Annotated in this window: 1 protein-coding gene; it reads right to left on the reverse strand. The window is 72.0% G+C overall.

The genetic code is table 11. The annotated features are described in order from the left end of the window. Positions 1-10,494 (reverse strand): non-ribosomal peptide synthetase (locus G4D86_RS31805; protein ID WP_163997847.1); only part of this gene is annotated, 10,494 nt, incomplete at its 3' end. Between the last annotated feature and the right edge of the window lie 83 nt (positions 10,495-10,577).

Raw genomic sequence — 10,577 nt, forward strand, 5'->3', positions numbered from 1 at the left:
CTGGGAGAGCAGTGCGAGGAAGGAGTCGGAAGGAGAGAGGCGGGAGCGGAGGGGGAGGGTGCGGACGAAGAAGCCGATGAGGCCTTCGAGCTCCGGGGAGTCGCGGCCGGCGAGAGGAGAGGCGACGAGCAGCTCGGACTGTCCGGAGTAGCGGTGGAGCAGGAGGGAGTAGGAGGCCAGCAGGGCCATGAAGGGGGTGACGGCGTGCTGGCGGCAGAGAGCGTCGAGGGCGTCTGCGAGGGGCGGAGGAAGAAGGACGGGGACGGAAGCACCGCGAGAGGACTGGACTGCGGGGCGGGGCTTGTCGGTGGGCAGCTCCAGGGCATGGGGGACGTCAGCGAGGTGCTGGCGCCACCAGGCGAGGTGCTCGTCGAGGACGGGGCCTTGCAGCCACTGGCGCTGCCAGCCGGAGAAGTCGGCGTACTGGACGGGCAGGGGAGGAAGGGGAGAGGGCCGGTGCTGGGAGAAGGCTTCGTAGAGGGCGGCGACTTCGCGCACCAGTACGCCCATGGACCAGCCGTCGGAGACGATGTGGTGGAGGGTGAGCAGCAGCACGTGCGTGTCTTCGCCGAGGCGCAGCAGGACGGCGCGAAGCAGCGGGCCGGTGGCCAGGTCGAAGGAGCGCAGGGCCTCCTCGCTTGCGATGCGCCGCACTTCTTCCGCACGGCGTGGCTCTGACAGTTCCTCCAGCGACTCTCGCGTGAGGCCGAAGCCGCCGTCCGCGTGGATGCACTGCACGGGCTGACCTTCGCGGGAGACGAAGGTGGTGCGCAGGGCCTCGTGGCGGCGCACCACTTCCTTCAGCGCGGCCTCCAGGACGTCCGCCTCCAGCGCTCCTTCCAGGCGCAGGGAGATGGGGATGTTGTAGAGCGGGCTGCCGGGCTCGAGCTGGTCGATGAACCACAGCCGCTGCTGCGCGAGGGACAGCGGCAGCTCGCCCGTGCGCGGCACCGGCACCAGCGGCGGCCGCGCGAAGCCGGGGGCGGGCTGCCGGGCCGCGTCCACCTGCCGGGCCAGCGCGCCCAGCGTCGGCGTGGCGAAGAACTCCCGAAGGGAGAGCTCGGCGCCCAGGGCGGAGCGGATGCGGGAGACGACCTGGGTGGCCAGCAGCGAATGGCCTCCCAGGTCGAAGAAGTTGTCGTCGGCGCCGACGCGCGGCACGCCCAGCAACCGGGCCCAGATGTCCGCGAGCAGTGTCTCCGTGGGCGTGCGTGGCGCCGCGCCGCTGGCGCCAGAGGACGGCGCGCCCGGCGCGGGGAGCGCCCTCCGGTCCACCTTGCCATTCGCCGTCAGCGGCAGGGCCGGGAGCACCACGAGTGCCGAGGGCACCATGTACTCGGGCAGGCGCTGCTGGAGGTAGGCGCGCAGCTCGGACGGCTGCAGCTCGCCTTGCGCCTCCGCGGGCGCCGGCACGACGTAGCCCGCAAGGCGCTTGTCCCCGGGGAGGTCCTCGCGCACCAGGGCCACGGCCTCGCGCACTCGCGGGTGGGAGAGCAGGGCGGCTTCGACCTCTCCCAGCTCGATTCGGAAGCCGCGAACCTTCACCTGGCTGTCGGCGCGGCCGAGGTACTCGAGGATTCCATCCTCGCGCCAGCGCACGCGGTCTCCCGTGCGGTAGAGGCGCGCGCCGGGCACGGTGGAGAACGGGTCCGGGACGAAGCGCTCGGCGGTGAGGGCGGGCTGCTCCACGTAGCCGCGGCCCACGCACTCTCCGCCGATGAACAGCCCTCCCACGACCCCCACGGGCACCGGCTGCCCTCCCTCGTCCAGCGCGTACACGCGCGTGTTGCCGATGGGCCTGCCGATGGGGACCGTGGTGCTGACCTGCGAGGGCTCCGTCATGCGGTAGCAGACGGCGTAGACGGTGGTCTCGGTGGGGCCGTAGCCGTTGGTGAGCGAGCCCGGCAGTTGCTCCAGCACCTGCCGCGCGTGAAGCGCGCTCACCACGTCACCGCCCGAGATGATCTGCTTCACCGTGCGCAGCGACTCGAACTCGAACTCCACCATCTGGCTGAAGAGGCCGGAGGCGAGCCAGAGCGTGGAGATGCGCTCGCGGCGCACCAGCGTCGCCAGCTCTTCGAGCGACGGCGTGTGGGGTGGCATCAGGACGAGCCGGGCCCCGTGCAGCAGCGCTCCCCAGACCTCCGCGACCGAGACGTCGAAGGAGACGGGGGCCGTCTGCAGGATGGTCTCCTCGGGGCCGTAGTCGAGGTAGTCGACGCCGAAGACGGTGCGCTGCACGGTCCGGTGCTCGATGGCGACGCCCTTGGGGCGGCCGGTGCTACCCGAGGTGAAGATGATGTACGCGAGGCTGCCGGGCGTGGCCGTCGAGGGCGGCGCGGTGGTGGGCAGGCCGTCCAGGGGCATGTCCTCCAGCACCACGGTGGAGAGGCCCTCGGTGGGCAGCCGGGACACGAGCGCGCGCCGGGTGATGAAGACGCGAGGACGTGCGTCCTCCACCATGTTGGCCAGCCGCGCGGCGGGAGAGTTGACGTCCAGCGGGACGTAGGCGCCGCCCGCCTTGGCGACCGCGACGATGCAGACGATGAGCTCCAGCGAGCGCTCCAGCCCGAGCGCCACCCGGTCATCGGTGGACACGCCCAGGGCGCGCAGGTGGTGCGCGAGCTGGCTGGAGCGCTCATCGAGCTGCCGGTACGTGAGGCGCGCCCCGCCGAGCTGCACGGCGATGGCGTCGGGGTAGCGGGCCGCGGCCCGGGCGAAGCCCTCGGGAAGGGTGACGTCGCGAGGGTAGTCGGTGGCCGTCGCGTTCCAGTCCACGAGCATCCGCTGGCGCTCGGGCCCGGTGAGGATGGAGGCCGACGCGAGGGACGCCTCGGGCCGGGCCACCAGCGCTTCCATCAACTGACGGAAGTGCGCGGCGAGGCGCTCGGCCGTGGAGCGCTCGAAGAGGTCCACGTTGTAGGCGAGCTGCCCTGCGTAGCCCCCGGGCGTCCGCCACAGGTACAGCTCCAGCTCCAGCTTGATGACCTCGCTGCCCGGGCCCTCCAGCGGCCGGAGGGAGAGGCCGGGGAGGGAGAGCGGAGGGAGCGGCGCGTTCTGGAGAGCGAAGAGGACCTGGACGAGGGGAGGGCGGCTGAGGTCCCGCTGGAGGTGGAGGGAGTCGACGATGCGCTCGAAGGGGAGGGACTGATGAGCGAAGGCGTCGAGGGTGGAGTCGCGCAGCTGGGAGAGCAGTGCGAGGAAGGAGTCGGAAGGAGAGAGGCGGGAGCGGAGGGGGAGGGTGCGGACGAAGAAGCCGATGAGGCCTTCGAGCTCCGGGGAGTCGCGGCCGGCGAGAGGAGAGGCGACGAGCAGCTCGGACTGTCCGGAGTAGCGGTGGAGCAGGAGGGAGTAGGAGGCCAGCAGGGCCATGAAGGGGGTGACGGCGTGCTGGCGGCAGAGAGCGTCGAGGGCGTCTGCGAGGGGCGGAGGAAGAAGGACGGGGACGGAAGCACCGCGAGAGGACTGGACTGCGGGGCGGGGCTTGTCGGTGGGCAGCTCCAGGGCATGGGGGACGTCAGCGAGGTGCTGGCGCCACCAGGCGAGGTGCTCGTCGAGGACGGGGCCTTGCAGCCACTGGCGCTGCCAGCCGGAGAAGTCGGCGTACTGGACGGGCAGGGGAGGAAGGGGAGAGGGCCGGTGCTGGGAGAAGGCTTCGTAGAGGGCGGCGACTTCGCGCACCAGCACGCCCATGGACCAGCCGTCGGAGACGATGTGGTGGAGCGTGAGCAGCAGCACGTGCGTGTCTTCGCCGAGGCGCAGCAGGACGGCGCGAAGCAGCGGGCCGGTGGCCAGGTCGAAGGGGCGCAGGGCCTCTTCACGCGCGAGACGCCGGGCCTCGTCCTCGCGCTGAGATTCGGGTAGCGGCGTCAGGTCCACCTGGGACAGGTGGAAGGTGCCCTCGGGGTGGATGCACTGCACGGGCTGGCCTTCGCGGGACACGAAGGTGGTGCGCAGGGCCTCGTGGCGGCGCACCACTTCCAGCAGCGCGGCTTCGAGGGCCTCTGGGGCCAGGGCGCCGTCCAGCCGCAGGGCGGTGGGCATGTTGTACGTCGCCATGCCCGGCTCGAGCTGATCGATGAACCACAGCCGCTGCTGTGCGAAGGACAGCGGCAGCTCGCCCGTGCGCGGCACGGGGGCGAGCGGTGGAAGCGTCAGGCCTTGCGTCTCGCTCCGGGCCGCGTCCACCTGTCGGGCCAGCTCGCCCAGCGTCGGGGCGGAGAAGAGCTCGCGCACGGCGAAATCGGTACCGAAGACGGCGCGGATGCGGGAAACGACCTGGGTGGCCAGCAGCGAGTGGCCGCCGAGCTCGAAGAAGTTGTCATCGACCCCAACTCGCGAGACGCCGAGCACCTGGGCCCAGATATCCGCGAGCAACACCTCGGTGGGCGTGCGCGGCGCGACGTGCTTCACCGTCACCGTGGCGGAGTCGGGTGAGGGGAGCGCTGCCCTGTCCATCTTGCCGTTGGGACTGACGGGCAGGGCCGGGAGCGCCATGAGTGCCGAGGGCACCATGTGCTCGGGAAGCTGCTGGGCGAGGAAGGTGCGCAGCACCTGCGAGTCCGGCGCGGAGGCGGTGGCCGAGGGCACGACGTAGGCGACGAGCCTGGGGCCTGTGGGGCCGTCGTCCCGCACCAGGGCGACGGCGTCGGAGACGTCCGGATGGGAGCGCAGGACGGCTTCGACTTCGCCCAGCTCGATGCGGAAGCCGCGCAGCTTCACCTGGAAGTCGGTGCGGCCGAGGTACTCCAGCTGGCCGTTGGTGCTCCAGCGCACGCGGTCTCCGGTGCGGTAGAGGCGGGAGCCGGGAGTGCCGCTGAAGGCGTCAGGGACGAAGCGCTCGGCGGTGAGAGAGGGCCGGTGCAGGTAGCCGCGCGCCACGCCGACGCCGCCGATGAAGAGCTCGCCGGGCACGCCGACGGGGACGGGCTGGAGGTGGGCGTCGAGGACGAAGACGCGCACGTTGGGAAGCGGGCGTCCGAGAGGTGGAGTGGAGCCATCCGCGACGCAGGGAGCGAAGGTGGCGCAGACGGTGGCTTCGGTGGGGCCGTAGACGTTGAGGAAGGTTCGGCCGGGGGCCCACCTGGCCACCAGCTCGGGGGAGCAGGCCTCACCGCCGGAGACGACGGTGCGCAGCGAGTCCAGTCCTTCCGCTGGCAGGGCGGAGAGGGCGGAGGGCGTCAGGGAGAGGACGTGGACGTCCTGCTGTTTCAGCAGTCGCGCCAGCGCGGGGCCGGGCTGCAGTGCTTCATCGGAAGCAAGGCAGAGGGTGGCGCCGGAGAGCAGCGTGGGAATGGCCTCCCAGACGAAGGCGTCGAAGCCGGGCGAGGCGAACTGGAGCACGCGCGTGCCGGGCCCCAGCCCCTGTGGCTGCACCTGGCTTCGCGCGAGGTTGGGCACGCCCCGGTGGGGCACCATGACTCCCTTGGGCTGGCCGGTGCTGCCGGAGGTGTAGATGACGTACGCGAGCCCCTCCACGCTGGCCAGCGGCGCAGGCGGCGTGGAGGGCTGACCGGAGAGCTGCTGCGTGAGTGCATCCACCTCCAGCACCAGCACCCCGTGCGGCGCTGGCACATCGAGCGAAGAGTGCGTCAGCAGCAGCGGCGCGGCGCAGTCCTTCAGCATGAAGGCCAGCCGTCCCGAGGGATAGGCGGGGTCCATGGGGACGAAGGCGCCACCGGCCTTGAGCACGGCGAGCACCGCCACCACCCACTCGGGCGAGCGCGGAAGGCACAAGGCGACACGCGTTTCCGCGCGCACGCCATGGGCACGCAGCACGTGGGCCAGCGCGTTGGCGCGAGTGTCGAGCTGCGCGTACGTGAGCACCGTGGCTTCGAAGCGCACCGCCTCCGCATCAGGCGTGTGCCGTGCCTGCGCCTCGAACAACTCGTGGATGCAGGCGCCGTCCGGGAAGGGCTCGTCCCGGCCACTCCAGTCCACGAGCACCTGCCGCTGCTCCTCGGCGGACAGCAGCGGCAGCATCGCCACCGGCCGGGTGGCGTCCTGGCAGATGGCCGAGAGCAGGGTCCGGAGATGCCCCGCCATGCGCTGGATGGTGGAGGCGTCGAACAGGTCGGTGGCGTAGTGGAGGCTGCCGCTGAAGCCCTCCGTCGTCTCCTCCAGCGCGAGGTTCAGGTCGAACCTCGCCGGCACGGTGTCCGGAAGGAGCGGGAGCAGCCGCAGTCCGGGAAGCTCCAGCGCGGGCATGGGCGTGTTCAGCAGGCTGAAGCTGGTCTGGTACAGCGGCGCCTGGTTGAGGCTTCGCTGCGGGCGGAGCTCCTCGACGAGCTTCGCGAAGGGCACGTCCTGGTGCTCGTAGGCGGCGAGCGTGGTCTCCCGCACCTGCTCCAGCAGCGCGAGGAACGAAGCGCGCGGGTCGATGCGAGCGCGCAGGGCCAGGTTGTTGACGAAGAAGCCGATGAGCCCTTCGGTCCCCGCGTCATTCCTGCCGGCGATGGGCGAGCCGACGACGAGGTCGTCCTGTCCGGAGTGGCGGTGCAGCAGGACCTGGAAGGCGGCCAGCAGCGTCATGAACGGCGTCGCGCCCTGCCGCCGCGAGAGGGCCTCGAGTTGCTCGGAGAGGTCCGTGGGGATTCGCACGGGCACGAAGGCGCCACGCGAGGACGGCACGGCGGGACGGGGCCTGTCGGTGGGCAGCTCCAGCGAGTGCGGCACGCCGTCCAGCCGCTGCCTCCACCACGAGAGCTGCCCGTCCAACACCTCGCCTTCGAGCCAGCCGCGCTGCCAGACGGAGTAGTCCGCGTACTGGACCGGGAGGGGCGCGAGCGGCGAAGGCTGGCCCCGCATGAAGGCGGCGTAGAGCGCCGCGACTTCGCGCACCAGCACGCCCAGGGACCAGCCGTCGAAGACGATGTGGTGCAGCGTGAGCAGCAGCACGTGCTCGGTGTCGCCGAGGCGCAGCAGCATGGCGCGCAGCAGGGGGCCCGCGGCGAGGTCGAAGGGGCGCAGGGCTTCTTCACGCGCGAGGCGACGGGCCTCCTCTCCGGAGTCGGAGCATGACGTCAGGTCCACCTGGGGGAGGTGGAACGTCGGGTCCGGCTGGATGTGCTGTGCGGGCTGGCCCTCGCGCGAGACGAAGGTGGTGCGCAGGGCTTCGTGGCGGCGCACCACCTCGGCCAGCGCGGCTTCCAGTGCACCGGCGTCCAGGGTGCCCTCCAGGCGGAGGGCGGCGGGCATGTTGTACGTCGAGTTGCCGGGTTCGAGCTGGTCGATGAACCACAGCCGCTGCTGCGCGAAGGACAGCGGCAGCTCGCCCGTGCGCGGCACGGGGGCGAGCGGCGGAAGCGTGCTCCCTCCCGTGGCCCCGCGAGCTACGTCCACCTGCCGGGCCAGCGCGCCCAGAGTGGGCGCCGCGAAGAGCTCCCGCACGGGAAGCTCCGTGCCGAAGACGGCGCGGATGCGGGAGGCGACCTGGGTGGCCAGCAGCGAGTGGCCGCCCAGCTCGAAGAAGTTGTCGCCCCTGCTCACACGCGAGACCCCCAGCACCTGGGTCCAGATGTCCGCGAGCAGCTCCTCGGTGGGCGTGCTCGGAGGCGCGTATGCGGCGGAGGCCGCGCCGGTGGCGCTCATGTCTGGAGCGGGCAGGGCCTTCCGGTCCACCTTGCCGTTGGCTGTCAGCGGCAGCGACGGCAGTGGCACCAGCGCCGAGGGCACCATGTGCTCCGGAAGGCGCGTGGAGACGAAGTCGCGCAGCACCTGCGAGTCCGGCGCGGAGGCGGTGGCCGAGGGCACGACGTAGGCGACGAGCCTGGGGCCTGTGGGGCTGTCGTCCCGCACCAGGGCCACGGCGTCGGAGACGTCCGGATGGGAGCGCAGGAGGGCTTCGACTTCGCCCAGCTCGATGCGGAAGCCGCGCAGCTTCACCTGGAAGTCGGTGCGGCCGAGGTACTCCAGCTGGCCGTCGGTGCTCCAGCGCACGCGGTCTCCGGTGCGGTAGAGGCGGGAGCCGGGAGTGCCGCTGAAGGCGTCAGGGACGAAGCGCTCGGCGGTGAGAGAGGGGCGGTGCAGGTAGCCGCGTGCCACGCCGACGCCGCCGATGAAGAGCTCGCCGGGCACGCCGACGGGGACGGGCTGGAGGTGGGCGTCGAGGACGAAGACGCGCACGTTGGGCAGGGGCTCGCCGATGGAGGGCTGCTGGCCGTCGGGCGCGCACGTGGCCATGGAGGCGCAGACGGTGGCTTCGGTGGGGCCGTAGGCGTTGATGAAGTGACGGCCGGGGGCCCACTTGCGTACCAACTCGGGGGAGCAGGCCTCGCCCGCGGAGACGACGATGCGCAGCGAGTCCAGTCCCTCGGCTGGCAGGGCGGTGAGGGCGGAGGGCGTCAGGGCGAGGACGTGGACATCGTGCTGCTGGAGCAGTCGGGCCAGGGCGGGGCCGGGCTGCAGTGCCTCGTCAGAGGCCAGGCACAACGTGGCGCCGGAGAGCAGCGTGGGAATGGCTTCCCAGACGAAGGCGTCGAAGCCGGGCGAGGCGAACTGGAGCACGCGCGTGCCGGGCCCCAGCCCCTGTGGCTGCACCTGGCTTCGCGCGAGGTTGGGCACGCCCCGGTGGGGCACCATGACGCCCTTGGGCTGGCCGGTGCTGCCGGAGGTGTAGATGACGTATGCGAGCCCATCGGCCGGGGTCCGCGATGCAAGCGGAGTCGTCGGCTGGCCGGCCAGACGCGTCTGCAGCGCGTCCATGGCCAACCCCAGCACGCCAGGAGGCGTCTGGAGGTCGAGCGAAGAGTGCGTCAGCAGCAGCGGCGCGCCGCAATCCTCCAGCATGAACTCCAGCCGTTCCGAGGGATAGGCGGGGTCCATGGGGACGAAGGCCCCACCGGCCTTGAGCACGGCGAGCACCGCCACCACCCACTCGGGCGAGCGCGGCAGGCACAGCGCCACGCGAGTCTCCGCGCTCACACCATAGGCACGCAGCAGGTGCGCGAGCGCGTTGGCGCGAGCGTCGAGCTGCGCGTACGTGAGCACCGTGGCTTCGAAGCGCACCGCCTCCGCATCCGGCGTGTGCCGTGCCTGCGCCTCGAACAACTCGTGGATGCAGGCGCCATCGGGGAAGGGCTCGGCCCGGCCGCTCCAGTCCACGAGCACCTGCCGCTGCTCCTCGGCGGACAGCAGCGGCAGCTCGCTCAGGCGCTTGCCGGGGGCGGCGACGATGCCCTCCAGCAGCGTGCGCAGGTGCCCCAGCATGCGGGAGATGCGCTCGGACTCGAAGAGGTCGGTGCGGTACACCACCGCGACGCGCAGTCCCTGCTCCAGTTCGGTGAGCAGCAGGGACACATCCTGCTGGCTGGCGCCGCTGTCGACAGGCTGCGCCTCCATGCGCAACCCCGGCAGCTCCAGCGGAGGCAGGGGCGCGTTCTGGAGGGTGAGCGATACCTGGAACAGGGGCGTGATGCCCGGCCGCCGCTCGGGCCGGAGCGCTTCCACCAGCGTCTCGAAGGGCACGTCCTGGTGGGCCATGGCCCCGAGGACACCCTCGTGTACGCGGCCGAGCAGCGCGAGGAAGGACGGGTCCCCGGACAGGTCCAGCGGCAGGGGCAGGGCGTTGACGAACAGCCCGACCAGCCCCTCGAGCTCCGCGCGGGAGCGCCCGGCCACCGGCGTGCCCACGACGACGTCCGGCTGCCCGCTGTAGCGGGACAGCAGCACGCCGTACGCGGCCAGCAGGAGCGAGAAGAGGGTGCAGCCCTCGCTGCGGGCCAGCGTCCGGAGCGAGTCGAGCAACGCCAGGGGCAGCACCACCGTCTGCCGCGCGCCACGCGTGGAGGCCTCCGGGGTCCGGGGCCGGTCCGTGGGCAGCTCCAGCACCGCATCCGCGTCCAGCCGGTCGCGCCACCAGGCGAGCCGCGATTCCAGCACCTCTCCCTGGAGCCAGCCGCGCTGCCACGCCGCGTAATCCGCGTACTGCATGGGCAGCGGAGGCAGGGGAGACGCACGCCCCTCGGCGAGCGCCGGGTAGAGCGCGCCCAGCTCCCGCACCAGCACTCCCAGGGACCACGCGTCCGAGACGAGGTGGTGCACGTTGAGCAGCAGCAGATGCTCGGTGGCGCTCATCCGGTAGAGCACCGCCCGCAGCAGCGGCCCCTTCTCCACGTCGAAGGGGCGGCGCGCCTCGTCGTGCAGCGCGCGCCACACGGCGTCCTCGGGCACCTCCCCCAGCTCCACCACCGGGAGGGCGGTCTCCGCGGTGGGGGAGATGAGCTGGTGAGGCTGTCCGTCCTGCTCGACGAAGGTGGTCCGCAGCGCCTCGTGCCGGCGCGCCACCTCGTCGAGCGCCCGGCGCAGGACGTCCGCGTCCAACGTGCCTGAGAGGCGCACGGCCGTGGGGATGTTGAAGACCGTCCCCCCGGCGTTGAGCCGCTCCTGGAGCCAGAAGCCCTCCTGCGCGAACGACACCGGTGCACGGCGGGCACGTGAGCGCTCGCGCAGCATCTCGGCGAGCCGCGCGCGCTTCTGCTCAGGCGTGAGCGCCATGGTCAGGCAACCTTGTCCGTGTCGCCCTCCATCTCCGCCAGCAGCGCGGCGACCTGCTCGTCGGAGAGGTTGTCCAGGTTCTC

The sequence above is a fragment of the Pyxidicoccus caerfyrddinensis genome (assembly GCF_010894405.1).
In the GTDB taxonomy this organism is placed as follows: Bacteria; Myxococcota; Myxococcia; order Myxococcales; family Myxococcaceae; genus Myxococcus; species Myxococcus caerfyrddinensis.